Origin of the sequence: Alloyangia pacifica (genome assembly GCF_020524285.1) — a bacterium.
Lineage (GTDB): Bacteria > Pseudomonadota > Alphaproteobacteria > Rhodobacterales > Rhodobacteraceae > Salipiger > Salipiger pacificus_B.
In genome coordinates this window covers 663,605-678,669 of the sequence record NZ_JAIVKX010000002.1, presented here as the reverse complement: position 1 = coordinate 678,669, position 15,065 = coordinate 663,605, and the positions used below count along the sequence as shown (strand labels likewise).

The 15,065-nt window shown below is 67.7% G+C and carries 18 protein-coding genes and 1 pseudogene; 14 read left to right on the top strand and 5 right to left on the bottom strand.

Going from position 1 to position 15,065, the window contains the following annotated elements; all coding sequences use genetic code 11:
• A pseudogene (locus tag LC039_RS04065) lies at positions 1–234 on the top strand (aldehyde dehydrogenase (NADP(+))); the annotation flags it as partial.
• Between the two features lie 245 nt (positions 235–479).
• A complete protein-coding gene (gene der / locus LC039_RS04060) occupies positions 480–1,961 on the top strand; it encodes a ribosome biogenesis GTPase Der (RefSeq protein WP_226621767.1) in 1,482 nt (493 codons plus the stop codon).
• Positions 1,962–2,039: 78 nt separating this feature from the next.
• Here the strand turns inward: der and LC039_RS04055 are convergent, their stop codons facing one another.
• Positions 2,040–2,462 carry a DoxX family protein gene (locus tag LC039_RS04055; protein WP_226621766.1) on the bottom strand — a complete coding sequence of 141 codons (423 nt, stop codon included), beginning with the start codon at positions 2,460–2,462 and terminating at the stop codon, positions 2,040–2,042.
• A gap of 372 nt (positions 2,463–2,834) precedes the next feature.
• Here LC039_RS04055 and LC039_RS04050 point away from each other — a divergent pair, with 372 nt between their 5' ends.
• Positions 2,835–3,119 (top strand): hypothetical protein, encoded by a 285-nt coding sequence (locus LC039_RS04050; RefSeq protein ID WP_226621765.1) that lies wholly within the window; start codon positions 2,835–2,837, stop codon positions 3,117–3,119.
• 202 nt (positions 3,120–3,321) lie between these two features.
• On the opposite strand, the gene LC039_RS04045 is transcribed toward LC039_RS04050, so the two are convergent.
• From LC039_RS04045 to LC039_RS04035, 3 genes are read right to left on the bottom strand one after another with little or no spacing between them, the layout of a single operon-like run.
• Positions 3,322–4,023: a hypothetical protein gene (locus LC039_RS04045; RefSeq protein ID WP_226621764.1), complete on the bottom strand. Its 702-nt coding sequence runs from the start codon at positions 4,021–4,023 to the stop codon at positions 3,322–3,324.
• 1 nt (position 4,024) lies between these two features.
• Positions 4,025–5,317, bottom strand: coding sequence for a serine--tRNA ligase (gene serS / locus LC039_RS04040; RefSeq protein WP_226621763.1), 1,293 nt, complete (start codon positions 5,315–5,317; stop codon positions 4,025–4,027).
• A gap of 49 nt (positions 5,318–5,366) precedes the next feature.
• Positions 5,367–6,119: a trypsin-like serine peptidase gene (locus tag LC039_RS04035; RefSeq protein ID WP_226621762.1), complete on the bottom strand. Its 753-nt coding sequence runs from the start codon at positions 6,117–6,119 to the stop codon at positions 5,367–5,369.
• A gap of 212 nt (positions 6,120–6,331) precedes the next feature.
• Here LC039_RS04035 and yajC point away from each other — a divergent pair, with 212 nt between their 5' ends.
• The 11 genes from yajC (at position 6,332) to LC039_RS03980 (ending at position 14,266) form a co-directional block, all read left to right on the top strand.
• Positions 6,332–6,619: a preprotein translocase subunit YajC gene (gene yajC / locus LC039_RS04030; protein WP_226621761.1), complete on the top strand. Its 288-nt coding sequence runs from the start codon at positions 6,332–6,334 to the stop codon at positions 6,617–6,619.
• A gap of 25 nt (positions 6,620–6,644) precedes the next feature.
• A complete protein-coding gene (secD, locus tag LC039_RS04025; RefSeq protein WP_226621760.1) occupies positions 6,645–8,306 on the top strand; it encodes a protein translocase subunit SecD in 1,662 nt (553 codons plus the stop codon).
• 3 nt (positions 8,307–8,309) lie between these two features.
• A complete protein-coding gene (gene secF, locus LC039_RS04020; RefSeq protein WP_226621759.1) occupies positions 8,310–9,278 on the top strand; it encodes a protein translocase subunit SecF in 969 nt (322 codons plus the stop codon).
• Between the two features lie 363 nt (positions 9,279–9,641).
• Complete coding sequence (locus tag LC039_RS04015) at positions 9,642–9,995, top strand: Mth938-like domain-containing protein (protein ID WP_226621758.1); 354 nt, start codon at positions 9,642–9,644, stop codon at positions 9,993–9,995.
• A gap of 137 nt (positions 9,996–10,132) precedes the next feature.
• Entirely contained in the window at positions 10,133–10,747 is a 615-nt protein-coding gene (gene ccmA, locus LC039_RS04010) for a heme ABC exporter ATP-binding protein CcmA (protein WP_226621757.1), read from the top strand.
• Positions 10,744–11,400 (top strand): heme exporter protein CcmB, encoded by a 657-nt coding sequence (gene ccmB, locus LC039_RS04005; RefSeq protein ID WP_226621756.1) that lies wholly within the window; start codon positions 10,744–10,746, stop codon positions 11,398–11,400. Before ccmA ends, ccmB begins: the two co-directional genes overlap by 4 nt.
• A 79-nt stretch (positions 11,401–11,479) precedes the next feature.
• A complete protein-coding gene (locus tag LC039_RS04000; protein ID WP_226621755.1) occupies positions 11,480–12,208 on the top strand; it encodes a heme ABC transporter permease in 729 nt (242 codons plus the stop codon).
• Positions 12,205–12,363: a heme exporter protein CcmD gene (ccmD, locus tag LC039_RS03995; RefSeq protein WP_226621754.1), complete on the top strand. Its 159-nt coding sequence runs from the start codon at positions 12,205–12,207 to the stop codon at positions 12,361–12,363. The genes LC039_RS04000 and ccmD overlap by 4 nt, the downstream gene beginning before the upstream one ends.
• Complete coding sequence (locus tag LC039_RS03990; RefSeq protein ID WP_226621753.1) at positions 12,356–12,907, top strand: DsbE family thiol:disulfide interchange protein; 552 nt, start codon at positions 12,356–12,358, stop codon at positions 12,905–12,907. The genes ccmD and LC039_RS03990 overlap by 8 nt, the downstream gene beginning before the upstream one ends.
• An 82-nt stretch (positions 12,908–12,989) precedes the next feature.
• Complete coding sequence (locus tag LC039_RS03985) at positions 12,990–13,529, top strand: NUDIX hydrolase (RefSeq protein WP_226621752.1); 540 nt, start codon at positions 12,990–12,992, stop codon at positions 13,527–13,529.
• A gap of 5 nt (positions 13,530–13,534) precedes the next feature.
• Entirely contained in the window at positions 13,535–14,266 is a 732-nt protein-coding gene (locus tag LC039_RS03980) for a heme-dependent oxidative N-demethylase family protein (protein ID WP_226621787.1), read from the top strand.
• Here LC039_RS03980 and LC039_RS03975 read toward each other — a convergent pair.
• Positions 14,263–15,018, bottom strand: a complete 756-nt coding sequence (locus LC039_RS03975; protein WP_226621751.1) for a hypothetical protein — start codon at positions 15,016–15,018, stop codon at positions 14,263–14,265. The genes LC039_RS03980 and LC039_RS03975 overlap by 4 nt on opposite strands.
• Between the last annotated feature and the right edge of the window lie 47 nt (positions 15,019–15,065).

Here is a 15,065-nt window from a genome sequence, read left to right as displayed (position 1 = left end):
ACGCCCCTCGCGCAGCGGCTGATGCCGGTGCTCGAGCGCAAGGCGGGCCGGGTGCTGGTCAACGGCTTCCCGACCGGCGTCGAGGTCTGCGACGCGATGGTGCACGGCGGACCTTACCCGGCTTCGACCAACTTCGGCGCCACCTCGGTCGGCACGCTCTCGATCCGCCGCTTCCTGCGCCCGGTCAGCTACCAGAACCTGCCCGATGCGCTGCTGCCCGGCGATCTGAAATAAGCCGGCGCCATTCCGATCCGCGCCCGCGCTCTCCGACAAGAGCGCGGGCGTTTTCTTTGGACGGTGCCTATTTGGAAAGAGAAGAAAGGTCGGGCAGGCTCTAGGCTTCTTCTAGGGCAAAATATCCCGGGGGGCCCGAAGGGCGGGGGCAGCGCCCCCATCTTCGGCGGTGCTGTCCGAGATCCCTTTCTCCCGCCGACGCTTTGCGGTAAAGGCGGGGTTTGAATCCGCAAGAGGTGCGTGCCATGACATTCTCCCTCGCCATCGTCGGCCGCCCCAACGTTGGCAAGTCCACCCTGTTCAACCGCCTGGTCGGCAAGCGGCTGGCGCTGGTCGATGACCAGCCCGGCGTCACGCGCGACCTGCGCGAGGGCGAGGGCAAGCTCGGCGACCTGCGATTCACCGTCATCGACACGGCGGGCCTGGAAGAGGCCACCGACGAGTCGCTGCAGGGCCGCATGCGCAAGCTCACCGAGCGCGCCGTCGACATGGCCGACGTCTGCCTGTTCATGATCGACGCCCGTGTCGGCGTGACTCCGACCGACGAGATCTTCGCGGAGATCCTGCGCAAGCGCTCGGCGCATGTGATCCTTGCCGCCAACAAGGGTGAAGGCTCTGCCGCCGATGCCGGTGTGATCGAGGCCTACAGCCTCGGCCTCGGCGAGCCGATCCGGCTTTCGGCGGAGCACGGCGAGGGTCTGCCCGAACTCTACAGCGCGCTCATGCCGCTGGCCGATGCCTTTGCCGAGCGCGCCGCCGAGGAGGCGCCCGAGACCGAGCTGGAGCTGGATGAGGACGAGTTGGGGGATGACGAGGACGGCGAGGCCAAGCTGGTCATGCCGACCGCGAACAAGCCGCTGCAGATCGCCGTGGTGGGTCGCCCCAACGCCGGCAAGTCGACGCTGATCAACAAGATCCTCGGCGAGGACCGGCTGCTGACCGGCCCCGAGGCCGGGATCACCCGCGACGCGATCTCGGTCCGCATGGACTGGGACGGCGTGCCGATGCGCATCTTCGACACCGCCGGCATGCGCAAGCGTGCCAAGGTGCAGGAAAAGCTCGAGAAACTCTCGGTTTCCGACGGTCTGCGCGCGGTCAAGTTCGCCGAGGTCGTGGTGGTGCTGCTCGATGCCGCCATCCCCTTCGAGCAGCAGGATCTGCGCATCGCCGACCTCGCCGAGCGCGAGGGCCGGGCGGTGGTCGTGGCGGTGAACAAGTGGGACGTCGAGGAGCACAAGCAGGAGAAGCTGCGCGACCTCAAGGAGGCTTTCGATCGGCTGCTGCCGCAGCTGCGCGGCGCGCCGCTGGTCACCGTCTCGGCCAAGACCGGGCGCGGGCTCGACCGGCTCAATGCGGCGATCATGAAGGCCTGGACCACCTGGAACCGCCGCGTCTCGACCGGCCAGCTCAACCGCTGGCTCGAGGGCATGGTGTCGAGCCACCCGCCGCCCGCGCCGCAGGGCCGCCGCATCAAGCTGCGCTACATGACCCAGGCCAAGACCCGGCCGCCGGGATTCGTCGTGATGTGTTCGCGGCCGCAGGACATGCCCGACAGCTACACGCGCTACCTGGTGAACGGTCTGCGCGAGGCCTTCGACATGCCCGGCACGCCGATCCGCCTGACGTTGCGCGGGCAGGGCGACAAGAACCCCTGGAAGGGCAAGCGCGAGAAGAACGCCGGTGCCCTGAAGAAGCACCTCGGCAAGCTGCCCAAGCAGAAGGGCTGAGGGGGCAGCGCCAGGGCGGGACCAAGGACACGAAAAGCGCCGGAGCCAAAGCTCCGGCGCTTTTTGTTGGAAAGGAGCTCAGCCCTTGGTGATGGCCAGCAGCCCGCCACCGAGCAGCGATTGCACCAGCAGGGCCAGCGCCCAGAAGGCGGGGTATTCCCAGCCGCCGCCCTCGTTGGTGAACCAGAAGCCGTTCGGACCGTGGGCGAGGATGGCTGCGCCGAGCAGCACCGGGATCAGCAGCAGCGACACGAGGCTGGTCTGGACCCCGAGGATCAGCGCCAGACCGCCGAGCACTTCGGCGGCGATGGTGAGGTAGGCCATGAAGCCCGGCACGCCGAGCGAGCTGAAGTATTGTGCCGCGCCGGCGGGGGTGAAGACGTAGACCTTCAGCCAGGCGTGGGCGAGGAACAGGGCGCCGAGGCTCACGCGCAGCAGGAGGGCGGCAAGGGCGATCGAGGTGGCGGAGCCGAAGCCCACCGATTGCAGGATATTGGTCATTGTATCTCTCCGGTTTCGGGCGCCGCGCCGTGCGGCGTCTTGTCTGATGCGGCAGAGATAGCGGATGTGGACTGTCGCGATAATGTGGGAAGTTATTGGAATATTGCCCACGCGATGTTCGTAATACTGTCGCGCTGCCGCAGGCGGCACGCGGGGTGGGGGCCACATGTGACAGGTGCGCTTGCGGGCGTTAGGCGTCGCTCCGCCGAGGCTGCGCGTCGCAGAAAAAGCGTGTTCGGGTGTCGGGGATCGCCGCATGCGGGATTGTGCACTCGCAGAATAGGTGAGTGCGAAACATGCATGCGCAACAAATGGTTGCATGGGTGGGTGGCGCTGAGTAATGTTTGGGCACTTTGATCTGGAGCATTTGAAATGAAGTTGACTCATCTTTCCGCCATTGCCGCCGTGCTCGCCCTGTCGTCGAGCGCCGCCTTTGCCAACGTCAAGCAAGTGAAGTGTGACGGGTTCATCATCGCTGTGGCCGATGAAATCGCCATGGCTGCCGAAGAGCAGGCCGGATCCGCCACCGAGGCAGAGGCCAATATCTGCGAAGCGGCCACCCAAATCAGCATCTCGGGGGATGATCCCGAAGTGCATGACATCGTCATCCTGCCCTATGAGATCAGGACGACGGTGGTGATGATCCCGATCGACTGACGGGGCGCCTGCCCAAGGGGCGGCCGGGTCTGTCCGGGGGAGGAAATTTTGCTCCTAGTCCGGCTGGTCTCACGACACCGCGTGAGTTCCCCCTGACGCCACCTCTGCAAGAAACGAAGAACCTCCGCGGGGCGCCCCGCGGAGGTTCTCTTCTGAAGTTGTCGAATTTGTAGTTGTCGAATTTGTAGTTGTCGAAAACCGTCTACTCGGTGTCCGTGCCGCGCAGCGCGAGGATGGCGAAGATGCCCGCTGCGGCGAGCCCGGCGACCGCGAAGTTCAGGGGGCTGGCGTTGGCGACGATCACTCCGACCAGTGCCCAGATCACCGTGATGCCGTAGAGCGGTGCGCGGTGCAGCCGGTACTGCGCGACAACCGAGATGACCAGCGCCAGGGCCAGGGCGACCAGCGCCGCGGGTGTCTCGGGCAGCAGCCCGTAGCCGCCGAGCAGAAGGCCGATCGAGACGCAGGCGGCTGCCGTCAGCCAGCCGGTATAGACCGCGATCGGGGCGATCTGCCACCAGCGGTCCATGTCGCCGGCCCGGAACAGCGCGACGAGCGCCGTCGCCAGCATCACCCAGATCATCGCCGTCGCGGCTATGGGCGAGACCTGCGCCACTGGCAGCCAGAAGATGCCCACCGCGAGGCTGATCAGCAGCGGGTCGCGGTGGTCCATCCAGTCATAGTCGTCGGCGCGGCGCAGCAGGCCGAAGCCGGTGCCGGCGATGAGCCAGAGGTAGATCAGCCCCCAGATCGCGAAGGCATAGCCCGCCGGTTGTACCGGCGGATCGGCCTGCGGGACCGGAAAGGCGTCCGGCGCGAACCCGTTGAACCCAGGAAACACCAGCGGCGAGGCCGCGAAGGCGACCGCCGCGAGAAACAGCAGGAGCGGCCGAACCCAGATCATATCAGACCAGCGCGCCGTCGGCGGCGATCTTGGTCTTGCCGCGCAGCCAGGGGTGCAGCGCCTCGGGCAGTTCGACCGAACCGTCCTCCTGCTGGCCGTTCTCCAGCACCGCGATCAGGCAGCGCCCGACCGCGAGGCCCGAGCCGTTGAGGGTGTGCAGGAACTCCGGCTTGCCACCCTCGGCGGGCTTGAAGCGGGCGTTCATCCGGCGCGCCTGGAAGTCGCCGCAGACGGAGACCGAGCTGATCTCGCGGTACTGGTTCTGACCGGGCAGCCAGACCTCGATGTCATGCGTGCGGCGTGCGCCGAAGCCCATGTCGCCGGTGCAGAGCGCCACGGTGCGATAGGGCAGGCCGAGCTTCTCGAGGATACCCTCGGCGCAACGTGTCATCCGGTCCAGTTCCTCGCGGCTCTTCTCCGGATGCGTCACAGAGACCATCTCGACCTTCTCGAACTGGTGCTGGCGCAGCATGCCCGCGGTGTCGCGGCCGGCCGAGCCCGCCTCGGAGCGGAAGCACTGGGTGTGCGCGACGTAGCGGCGCGGCAGGTAGTTTTCGTCGACGGTCAGCCCATTGACGATATTGGTCAGCGTCACTTCGGCGGTGGGCACCAGCCACCAGCCCTCGCGGGTCTGGTAGCTGTCCTCGCCGAACTTCGGCAACTGGCCGGTGCCATACATCATCTCTTCGCGCACCAGCACCGGGGTCCAGGTCTCGGTGAGGCCGTTCTCCTCGGTGTGGGTGTCGAGCATGAACTGCGCCAGCGCGCGGTGGACGCGGGCGATGGCGCCCGAGAGCACCACGAAGCGCGCGCCTGAGAGCTTGGCCGCGGTCTCGAAGTCCATGCCGGGGATGACCGAGGGCAGTTCGTAGTGCTCCTTGGCCGCGAAGCCGAGCGCCTTGGGTTCGCCCCAGCGGCGGATCTCGACGTTGTCGTCCTCGTCCTCGCCATCGGGCGTGTCCTCGAACGGCAGGTTGGGGATGCCCATCAGCATGTCGGCGAGCTGCGCGTCGAGTTCCTTGGCCTTGGCCTGCATCTCGGCGACCTCGGCCTTCTTCTCGGCGACCAGCGCGCGCAGGCGCTCGAATTCCGCCTCGTCGCCGCTGGCCTTGGCCTTGCCGACGTCCTTGGAGGCGGCCTTCTGCGCGGCCTGCGCGGTCTCGGCGGCGTGGATCGCGGCGCGGCGCTCCTCGTCCAGCGCCAGCACGGGGGCCGAGGCATTCTCCACACCCCGGCGCGAGAGCGCCGCGTCGAAGGCGGCGGGGTTTTCGCGAATGGCGCGGATGTCGTGCATCGGTCTGTCCTCTTTGTGTGCGACTCGCGCGGGTTATGCCCTGAATCGCTCAGGGAGTGTAGGGGGCGCCGCGCGTAAGACGCTCCCGAAGCCACTCATCCACCGGCACCGCGAGGCTGCTGCGCGCATTGGTGGCGCTGACGACGCCGATGACGCGCCATGTGGTGACCGGATCGGCGGTCGCAGCGTCATCCGGGGCGGCGTCGGCCCTGCCGCCTTCCCGCACCAGCACCGGCCCGCCGGAATTGCCGGGCCGCACCGGGCACGACAGGCGCAACAGCGCATGGTCCCGCAGGCCGTCACAGTCGAAGCGCGCCGAGAGCCGGTTCGGTCGCAGGTCGTGATAGCCGACAAGCGCGAAGGGCGGGGCGGGTGCGCTGCCCAGCGTCAGGGGGGGCAGCTCGAGCGGGCGGACGAGGGTGAGCAGCGCGAGGTCATGCTCGATGTCGAGTTGGTGTGCGGCGTAGGCTTCGGGGTGGACCTCGTAGGAGGCGACCTGCGCGTGGTCGGCATAGTCCCCGCCGAACCAGCCGGCGACGAAATGCAGCCGTTCGGGGCGCACGGGATCCCCCTCCGGCCCGGCCACGCAATGCGCGGCGGTGAGCACCAGATCGGGCGCGACGAGCGTGCCGGAACACATGCCGCGCCGGTTGTAGCCGCGGGTGTTGACCCGGCCGATCGCCTGCCACGCGGCATGGTCCTCGGGAGGCAGCGGCGGCAGGTCCGCGGCAGAGGCGGGCAGGGCCGGAAGCCACGTCAGCAGGGCGACGCCGAGCGCGCGGTACACTCGCGATATCTGCATTCCGGCCAAGCTCCCGTGTGCTGTCCCAATGCAATCTAGGCAGGCGGCGCGGGGGCGTCCATCACGCACACGTGTGCGCCCGCCCTCTGCATCGCCCGTGCATCGCCTGTGACCGCTGCCATCGCGCCTTGCATCGGCGGAGGATCGCACATAGGTTCCGGCCAAATTTTGCGGGGGGCGTGCCCCCACAGTCACTCAAGAGGAGCCCGCCCATGGATGGCAACGCCATTGCCCAGTTCGTCCCGCTGATCCTGATCTTCGGCATCATGTACTTCCTGCTGATCCGTCCCCAGCAGAAGAAGGTGAAAGAGCACCAGAAGATGGTCAGCGCCCTGCGCCGCGGCGACCAGATCGTCACCCAGGGCGGCCTGATCGGCAAGGTCGTGAAGGTCAAGGAAGGCGGCGAGGTCGAGGTCGAGATCGCCGAGGGCGTTAAGGTCCGCGTGATCCAGAGCACCGTTGCCCAGGTCCTGTCGAAGACCGAGCCCGCCGAGTCCTGATCCCAACGCGAAAGCGCCCACGAATATGCTTCAGATCGATCTTTGGAAACGCCTGACTATCTGGGCGCTCGTGATCGTAGGGCTGGCCTTGGCCAGCCCTAACCTGTTCTACAACAGGGTAGAATCCCACAATGACGCGGTTGCGGCCATCGAGAAGTCGGGCGCCACGCCCGAGCGCGAGGCGGCCGCCGCGAGCTGGCCGAACTGGCTGCCCTCGGGGCTGGTCAATCTCGGCCTCGACCTGCGCGGCGGTGCGCATCTGCTCGCAGAGGTTAAGGTCGCCGACGTCTACGCCTCGCGGCTCGAGGCGCTCTGGCCCGACGTCCGTGACATCCTGCGTCCCGAGCGCGACACGGTCGGCACCATCCGCCTGCAGCCCTCGCCCGCCGGCGAGCTGCGCGTGCGCATCTCCAAGCCCGACGGCATGACCCGCGCGCTGGAGCTGGTGCGCGGCCTCGCGCGTCCGGTCACCACGCTCACCGGCGCCGGCGCCAACGACCTCGAGGTCAGCGGCCAGGGCGACGAGGTCGTCGTGACCCTCTCGGATGCCGAGAAACAGGCCACCGACGAGCGCACCATGCAGCAGTCGCTGGAGATCATCCGCCGCCGCATTGACGAGGTCGGCACCCGCGAGCCTACGATCCAGCGCCAGGGCAACGACCGCATCCTGATCCAGGTGCCCGGCATCGGCTCGGCGGCCGAGCTCAAGGACATCATCGGCACCACCGCCCAGCTGACCTTCCAGCCGGTGGTCAGCCGCACCACCAACCCCGACACCACCCCCGGCGTCGGCAACGAGCTGCTGCCCGCCATGGACGAGGAGGGGGTCTACTACGTGCTCGAACAGGCGCCCGTGGTGACCGGCGAGGAGCTGACCGACAGCCAGCCGAGCTTCGACCAGAACGGCCGCCCGGCGGTGACCTTCCGCTTCAACCCCAGCGGCGCGCGCAAGTTCGGCGATTACACCGCGGCCAACATCGGCTCGCCCTTCGCCATCGTGCTCGATGACGAGGTGATCTCGGCGCCGGTGATCCAGAGCCACATCCCCGGCGGCTCGGGCATCATCACCGGCCAGTTCTCGGTCGAGGAATCCACCAACCTCGCCGTTCTGCTGCGCGCCGGCGCGCTGCCCGCCGGGCTCGACTTCCTCGAAGAACGGACCATCGGTCCGGAACTGGGGCAGGACAGCATCGACGCGGGCAAGCTGGCGACCGGCGTGGCCTTCGTCGCGGTGCTCGGCTTCATGTGGGCGAGCTACGGGCTCTTCGGCCTCTTCGCCAATGTCGCGCTGATCGTGAACATCGGGCTGATCTTCGGCCTGCTGTCGATGATCGGCGCCACGCTGACGCTGCCCGGCATCGCCGGCATCGTGCTGACCGTCGGCATGGCGGTGGACGCCAACGTGCTGATCTTCGAGCGTATCCGCGAGGAACTGAAGACCGCGCGCGGCCCGGCCCGTGCCATCGAGCTCGGCTACGAAAAGGCGCTCTCGGCCATCGTCGACGCCAACATCACCACCATTATCACGGCGATCATCCTCTATGTCATGGGCTCGGGTCCGGTGCGCGGCTTCGCCATCACCCTCGGCCTCGGCATCGTCACCTCGGTCTTCACCGCGATCTACGTCACCCGGCTGCTGATCGCGATGTGGTTCGAACGCCGCCGTCCCAAAACCATCGAGGTCTGAGCCATGCGTCTTCGCGTCATTCCCGACAATACGAGCTTCGACTTCTTCAAGCACTGGAAGCTGTGGTTCGGCATCTCTGCCCTGATGATCGTGCTGGCGCTGGTCAGCTTCGGCGCCCGCGGCCTGAACTACGGCATCGACTTCCGCGGCGGCACCACCATCCGGACGCAGAGCGCCGAGGCGGTGGACGTCGGCGCCTACCGCGACGCGCTCGGCGCGCTGGGGCTGGGCGACGTGGTCATCTCCGAGGTGTTCGACCCGTCCTTCGGGCCGGATCAGAACGTTGCCATGGTGCGCATCCAGGCGCAGGACGAGGTGGAATCGGTCACCCCCGAAACCATCGCGCAGGTCGAGGTGGCGCTGCAGGGAGTCTCTCCCGACATCCAGTTCGTCTCGGTGGAATCCGTCGGTCCCAAGGTCTCTGGGGAACTGATCTGGACCGCGGTCGAGGCGGTGGTGCTCGCCATCGGCGCGGTGCTGATCTACATCTGGCTGCGGTTCGAATGGCAGTTCGCGCTCGGTGCCGTTCTGGCGCTGGTGCACGACGTGGTGCTGACCATCGGGGTTTTCTCTGAGCTGCAGATCAAGTTCGACCTGACTACCATCGCGGCGCTGCTGACCATCGTCGGCTACTCGCTCAACGACACCGTGGTTGTCTTCGACCGGGTGCGCGAGAACCTGATCAAGTACAAGAAGACCGACATCAAGGAGGTGCTGAACCTCTCGATCAACGAGACGCTCAGCCGGACCTTCATGACCTCCTTCACCACGCTGCTGGCGCTCTTCGCGCTCTTCGCGCTGGGGGGAGACGTGATCCGCGGTTTCGTCTTCGCGATGATCTGGGGCGTCTTCGTCGGCACCTACTCCTCGGTCTTTGTCGCCTCGGCGCTGCTGCTCTGGCTCGGCGTCAAGCGCGACTGGTCGAAGCCCGAAGCCGAGGGCGAGGCCAAGAAATCCGGCACCAGCGTCTGACGCTGGCGGCAGGGCCGGGCGACCGGCCCGCGCCACGGCGCTCGGCTATCGCCGGGCCATCTGCCGAAGTTTTAAGCCCCTGTTACGTCAAGGCCCTAGACTTTTGTCTAGGGCTTTGTCGCTTTGGTATATCGGCGCTAAGGTGGCGCTCCTATCATGATGGCCGTCACCCGCTTCGGGTGGCGGGCAATTGGTCGTGGCGGGTAAATTGTTTTGATTTTTTCTGTTTCCCCCCTATGCTGCCGCGCAGCGTGGCATGGGCCCTGCGTACATCTTTTGGGAGGGGGTGTCCGGAGGTCTTGCGGCGCATTCCAGGGAGCGCGGTCCGTTCCGGGCCGGCTGTATGGGACTAGGGGAAGAACCATGCGGATGAATGAAATCAACTTCAGCGACGCGATGCCCGTGGAAGGCTACGGCCCGGGCTTCTTTCGCATCGGCGGTCGTCCCGTCGACGGCGGCGTCTGCATCTCTCCCGAGGGCATGCAGCCCTGGGCGGGACTGTCCGACGAGGACACGCTGATCTCGCTCGCGGGCAAGATCGACGTGCTGTTCGTCGGCACCGGCGGCGACATCGCATTGCTGCCCAAGAGCCTCTCGGCCCGGCTCGAGCAAGCCGGTGTCGGTGTCGAGGTGATGAACTCTCCGTCGGCCTGCCGCACCTACAACGTGCTGCTGGGCGAGGGACGCCGGGTTGCCCTGGCGGCCATGCCGGTCTGATCCGGCGGTCGAGGCAGCCCCCAGCCAGTCCGGCCCGCCCGAGCGGCCCGTGCCGGACCAGCCATAAACCTGCAACAGCTTGTCGCGGCGCGGCTTTCGCGCTTCCCCGGGCCTTCCGGCTGGGGTAAGCCCAAGGCATGACTATGTCTGTTCGCGATCTGGCCGTGGCCCGGGGCGGCGTGCCCGTGCTGGAGGGGCTGAGCTTCACGCTCGCCGCCGGCCGCGCGCTCGTGTTGCGCGGGCCGAACGGCTCGGGCAAGACCACGCTGCTGCGCACCATCGCCGGGCTGCAACCGGCCTTCGAGGGCGAGATCGAGGGGGCGGGCGAGCGCATCGCTTATGCCGCCCATTCCGACGGGCTGAAATCTATGCTCTCGGTCACCGAGAACCTGCGCTTCTGGGCGCAGGTCTTTGCGCAGTCCGACATCGAGCCAGCGCTCGACGGCTTCGACCTGCGCGGGCTCGAAGACCGCATGGCGGGCACGCTCTCGGCCGGGCAGAAGCGCCGTCTGGGCCTCGCGCGGCTGATGGTCACCGGGCGCCCGGTCTGGGTGCTGGACGAGCCGACGGTCTCGCTCGACAAGGCTTCGGTGGCGCGCTTCGCCGAAGCGGTGCGCGGCCATCTCGCGGGCGGTGGCTCGGCGCTGCTGGCCACACATATCGACCTCGGGCTGGACGAGGCGGAGGTGCTCGACGTGACCCCGTTCAAGGCCGCGCCGCGGGTCTCTGCACTGGACGAGGCGTTCCTGTGATTGCGCTTCTTGTCAGGGACTTGCGGCTTGCTGTTCGCGCGGGCGGGGGCTTCGGCCTTGGCCTGGCCTTCTTCCTGATCGTCACCGTGCTGATCCCCTTCGGCGTCGGGCCGGAGACCGGGCTGCTGAGCCGCATCGCGCCCGGCGTGCTGTGGATTGGCGCGCTGCTCGCCTGCCTGCTGTCGCTCGACCGGATCTTCGCGCTCGACTGGGAGGACGGCTCGCTCGATCTGCTGGCCACGGCGCCGCTGCCGATGGAGGGCATCGTCACCATCAAGGCGCTGGCCCATTGGATCACCACCGGGCTGCCGTTGGTTCTGGCGGCTCCGGCGCTCGGCGTGCTGCTGAGCCTGCCGCCCTCGGGTTACCTGTGGGTGCTGGTCTCGCTGGCGCTCGGCACGCCGGCGCTTTCGGTGATCGGCACCTTCGGCGCGGCGCTGACCGTGGGGCTGAAACGCGGCGGGCTGCTGCTGTCGATCCTGGTGCTGCCGCTCTACGTGCCGACGCTGATCTTCGGCGCCGAGGTGGCGCGCCGCGGCGCCGAGGGGCTGGCGGTGCAGACGCCGCTGCTGATGCTGGCCGGGATCAGCTTCGGCACGCTGGCGCTGCTGCCGTTTGCCAGCGCGGCGGTGCTGAGGATCAACCTGCGCTGAGGCGCAAGCGGGGCCGCACGTATTGGCTCTGCCGAATATTTGAAGTGTACTACGGCGCGAGCTGGGCTAGGGGAGCCGCATGTCGATCTGGGAATACGCCAATCCGGTGAAATTCATTCGCACCACCGATCGCCTCTTGCCGGGCGTGTCGATGGCGGCGGTCCTGTGCCTCGTGACCGGGCTGGTCTGGGGTTATTTCTTCACCCCCGACGACTACCGTCAGGGTGCGACGGTGAAGATCATCTACCTGCACGTGCCCGCGGCGCTGATGGCGATCAATGCCTGGATCATGATGCTGGTCACCTCGCTGATCTGGATCATCCGGCGGCACCACGTCTCGGCGCTGGCCGCCCGCGCCGCCGCGCCGGTGGGCGCGACCTTCACGGTGATCGCGCTGGCCACCGGCGCGCTCTGGGGGCAGCCGATGTGGGGCACCTGGTGGGCCTGGGATCCGCGGCTGACCTCCTTCCTGATCCTGTTCCTCTTCTACCTCGGGTACATGGCGCTCTGGTCGGCGATCGAGAATGACGACACGGCCGCGGATCTGACCTCGATCCTCTGCCTCGTCGGCTCGGTCTTCGCGCTGCTGTCGCGCTACGCGGTGCTGTTCTGGAATCAGGGGCTGCACCAGGGAGCCTCGCTGTCGATGGACAAGGAAGAGAACGTCGCCGACGTCTTCTGGTATCCGCTGCTGGTCTGCATCGCCGGCTTCGTGCTGCTCTTCGTGGCGCTGGTCTTCCTGCGCACGCAGACCGAAATCCGCGCCCGCCGGTCGCGCGCGCTTCTGGCACGGGAGGGCCGGACATGATGCCCGATCTGGGAAAATACGCCTTTGCCGTGCTCGCCTCCTACGGGGTGAGCCTCGCGCTGATCGTCGTGCTGGTGGCGCTGAGCATCCGCCGCGCCCGCCGCGTCCGCGCCGAGCTGGAGAAGATCGAGGAAAGGGTGAAACGCCATGGCTAAGATCTCGCCGCTGATGGTGATCCCGCCGCTGATCTTCGCCGGGTTCGCGGTGATGGCCTATTTCGGCATGCAGCGCGGCGATCCCAACACGCTGCCCTCCACCTTCCTCGGTAAGGAGGCTCCGGCGCTGCCCGCCGCGACGCTCGCGGGCTTTCCTTCGGTGGCGGATGCGGACCTGCGCACCGGCGAGGTGACGGTGGTGAACTTCTGGGCCAGCTGGTGCCCGCCGTGCCGCGCCGAGCACCCGGTGCTGCTGCACTTGCAGGAGCAGGGCGTGCGCATCGTCGGGGTGAACTACAAGGACAAGGTGGGCGCGGCCTCGGGCTATCTGACCGAGGACGGCTCGCCCTTCATCGGCGTGTCCTACGATCCGCAGGGGCGCGCGGCGATCGAATGGGGCGTGACCGGCCCGCCCGAGACCTTCATCCTGAGCGGCGACGGCACGGTGCTGCACAAGCACGTCGGCCCGCTGGCCGGGACGCTTTACACCGAGGATTTCCTGCCCGCGCTGGAAGAGGCGATGGGGCGGGACCTCGAGCCGTGACGCCCCTGATCTGGCGGGCATTGGGTGGAGCGATGACAGGGCCGGGGGCAGAGCTTCCGGCCTTGTCGTGAGAGGAGAGAGCATGGCCGATCTGCCCTGGACGATGGCGCTGCACGATGCGCGGGACCGTGAGAACTGGGAGGCGCTCGGCGCGCTGCTTGCCCGCGTTGCCGATCCCTACGGGCGTGACCCGCGCGAGGACCATGTGACCGGCTCGGGCTTCGTGGTCTCGCCCTGCCGCGGCTTCACGCTGTTGATGCACCACGCCAAGCTCGACCGCTGGTTGCAGCCGGGCGGCCATTGCGACGGCAATCCCGACGTGGCGGGCGTTGCGGCGCGGGAGGTCTTCGAGGAGACCGGCCTGCGGGCGCGGCTGCTCTCGCCCGAGCTTTTCGACATCGACATCCACGCGATTCCCGCCCGCGCGGAGGCGCCTGCACATTTTCACTACGATCTGCGCTTTCTCTTCGAGGCTGACCCGGCGAACGCCTTGCTTGGAAACGAGGAATCACATGACCTTCGCTGGGTGGCGCTGGCGGACCTGCCGCGCTACGCGCCGCACCGCTCCGTCTGCGTGCTGCGCGAGAAGCTGCCCCGCTGGAGGGCTTTGACCGGAGTGTGACGACGATGATCCTGCAGGCGCGGATTCCCTACGATCTGACCGAGATGAAACCGCTGCCGGGGATCGCGCCGCTCGATCCGGCGACCTGGCTCAAGGTCGACGATGCCTATGCCGCGCAGATGGCCGAGCGCGCGCGCCTGCTCGGCAGCCAGCGCGAGGCGGTGCTGGCAATCGAGCCCGAAGCCATGCCCGCGGCGCAGGAGCTGCTCGAGATGGTGCTGGCGAGCCTGCCCGATGGCTTCACCCGCGACGGCGAGGTGGTGACCCGGCCTGACGGGGTGGCAGTGACGCTCGACCGCAGCGACCCGATGGGCACGCTCGGCGTTCTGGTGCAGGAAGACCTGTGCCTGTTGCAGAAACGCGGCGAGGAGCACGTGCTGACCGGCGCCGTTCTCTGCTTCCCGGCGGGCTGGCGGCTCGCCGACAAGGTCTCGCGCCCGCTCAGCATCATCCACGTGCCGATCCCCGAGTACGACGACAACATCGGCCGCCGGGTGCAGCGGCTTTTCGACGGGGTACGGCCGGGCAAGCCGCTGGTGCGGGTCAACCGGCTGTTCCACGACGATCCGACGCTGTTCCAGCCGGCGCCCCGGCGCAGCAACAACGACCGCGCCGATCCGCTGACCGCGGCCTACCTGCGCTCGGAGCGGCAATGCCTGGTGCGGTTGCCCGAGACGCAGGCCGTGGTGTTCTCCATCCACACCTACGTCATCGAACGCGGGCCGGACACGCCCTAGATCGGAAGGTCGAGCAGCCCGGCGTTGTTCAGCGAGACGGCGAGCGTGGTGAAACTGAGGAATTGCGTGGCGAGGCGGAAATCCATGCCGCGCTTCAGCCCGATCGCGGCGAGCAGCAGCGCGACGGGAAAGTTGAGCATCGCCAGAAGCCCGGTCATGGCCCAGCCGGCCAGCGACAGCCGCGTGGTCGCGGCGTCTGGCCTCGCGGGGAGGACCATCGGAAGCCCGGGCCGCTTGCGGGGCTCCGGCGTGGCGAAGCCGTTTTCGGCCGGATCGGTGAGGCTCGCCGCCATGGCGTCTCGGATACCCTCGACCAGCAGCTTCTCGGCCGTGGGATCGATCGGCGCCAGCCGCTTGCGGGGTGGGCGGGTGAGCTGGTCGGGCAGGGTCTCCGGCGCCAGCCGGGTACGCGGCGAGAGCCATTCGATCTCGGTCGCCGCGCAGAGCGGCGACAGGCGGCGGACCGCTTCGAGCAGCAGCGCGATGGCCTTGGGCCCGCTGGCAAGACCGCCCTCGCGGCTCAGTACCCGCAGGACGATTCGCGGCGTGCCGCGTGCGCCGTCGAAATGGGTAAGGCAGATCCCCATGCAATCGCCCATGAGGGCAAGCCGGCGGCGCGAGATCAACAGCGGACGGCCAGAGGTATTGTCGTGCGCGATCAAAGTCTTGCCGGCTGTCTTCAGCAGCTCCACAAGATCGGGTGTCGCCGCATCGGGCAGATAAAGGGCCGCATAGGGGGCTTTGCCCGTCATCCACGTGTTCCTTCTGAAACGTCCTTGACCCGTGTTGTGCGCGCCAA

Coding starts and splice junctions, on each gene's coding strand:
- LC039_RS03980 (WP_226621787.1), top strand. CDS start 13,535: ATGATCCTGCAGGCGCGGATTCCCTACGATCTGACCGAGATGAAACCG.
- secD (WP_226621760.1), top strand. CDS start 6,645: ATGCTTCAGATCGATCTTTGGAAACGCCTGACTATCTGGGCGCTCGTG.
- LC039_RS04045 (WP_226621764.1), bottom strand. CDS start 4,023: ATGATCTGGGTTCGGCCGCTCCTGCTGTTTCTCGCGGCGGTCGCCTTC.
- yajC (WP_226621761.1), top strand. CDS start 6,332: ATGGATGGCAACGCCATTGCCCAGTTCGTCCCGCTGATCCTGATCTTC.
- LC039_RS03975 (WP_226621751.1), bottom strand. CDS start 15,018: ATGACGGGCAAAGCCCCCTATGCGGCCCTTTATCTGCCCGATGCGGCG.
- ccmA (WP_226621757.1), top strand. CDS start 10,133: ATGACTATGTCTGTTCGCGATCTGGCCGTGGCCCGGGGCGGCGTGCCC.
- LC039_RS04035 (WP_226621762.1), bottom strand. CDS start 6,119: ATGCAGATATCGCGAGTGTACCGCGCGCTCGGCGTCGCCCTGCTGACG.
- LC039_RS04055 (WP_226621766.1), bottom strand. CDS start 2,462: ATGACCAATATCCTGCAATCGGTGGGCTTCGGCTCCGCCACCTCGATC.
- secF (WP_226621759.1), top strand. CDS start 8,310: ATGCGTCTTCGCGTCATTCCCGACAATACGAGCTTCGACTTCTTCAAG.
- LC039_RS03985 (WP_226621752.1), top strand. CDS start 12,990: ATGGCCGATCTGCCCTGGACGATGGCGCTGCACGATGCGCGGGACCGT.
- der (WP_226621767.1), top strand. CDS start 480: ATGACATTCTCCCTCGCCATCGTCGGCCGCCCCAACGTTGGCAAGTCC.
- serS (WP_226621763.1), bottom strand. CDS start 5,317: ATGCACGACATCCGCGCCATTCGCGAAAACCCCGCCGCCTTCGACGCG.
- LC039_RS04015 (WP_226621758.1), top strand. CDS start 9,642: ATGCGGATGAATGAAATCAACTTCAGCGACGCGATGCCCGTGGAAGGC.
- LC039_RS04000 (WP_226621755.1), top strand. CDS start 11,480: ATGTCGATCTGGGAATACGCCAATCCGGTGAAATTCATTCGCACCACC.
- ccmD (WP_226621754.1), top strand. CDS start 12,205: ATGATGCCCGATCTGGGAAAATACGCCTTTGCCGTGCTCGCCTCCTAC.
- LC039_RS03990 (WP_226621753.1), top strand. CDS start 12,356: ATGGCTAAGATCTCGCCGCTGATGGTGATCCCGCCGCTGATCTTCGCC.
- LC039_RS04050 (WP_226621765.1), top strand. CDS start 2,835: ATGAAGTTGACTCATCTTTCCGCCATTGCCGCCGTGCTCGCCCTGTCG.